The sequence below is a fragment of the Phascolarctobacterium succinatutens YIT 12067 genome, assembly GCF_000188175.1.
GTDB classification, from domain to species: Bacteria; Bacillota; Negativicutes; order Acidaminococcales; family Acidaminococcaceae; genus Phascolarctobacterium_A; species Phascolarctobacterium_A succinatutens.
The window spans coordinates 1-539 of record NZ_GL830921.1 but is presented as its reverse complement, the minus strand read 5'-3'; the positions used below and the strand labels follow the sequence as shown (position 1 = coordinate 539).

Here is a 539-nt window from a genome sequence, read left to right as displayed (position 1 = left end):
TTCTAAATTGCAATAAGAAGTTGCACACTTTTTGAAAATTAAGATGCATAGATCTTATCCAACTCAAAGTCAAACAGTTCATCTGGAGTTTTATATCCCAGAATCTTCCTTGGAAGTGAATTACACCAATCAGCGATAAACATAATATCTTCGTAGCTATAATTGTCCATCCTCTTTCCTTTTCGGATGAATCTTCTGAGCAAACCATTATGGCGCTCATTACTGCCTCTTTCCCAAGAACTGTAAGGATGTGCGAAGTATATTTTTATAGAAGTGTCATTCTCTATTTGCGAGAGTTCTGCAAACTCGCTTCCATTATCGCTAGTAATTGTCTTAAACACCTGACTGAATTTAGTACCATAGTATTCCTTTAGGTAAGCAATGCCTTCGTTAACAGCAAAGGATGTTTTACTAGTTATTTTCAGTGCGATATACTTGCGTGTTATACGTTCCACAAGAGTCAACACCACGTTGTCACTCTTGCTTTTACTTCCTATAACAGTATCTATTTCCCAATGACCGAATTCATTGCGTTCATC

1 protein-coding gene is annotated in these 539 nt (G+C 36.7%); it reads right to left on the bottom strand.

Translation table 11 applies throughout. The features are described from left to right. Positions 1 to 38 precede the first annotated feature (38 nt). Positions 39 to 539 (bottom strand): IS30 family transposase (locus tag HMPREF9443_RS08115; protein ID WP_009146101.1); only part of this gene is annotated, 501 nt, incomplete at its 5' end.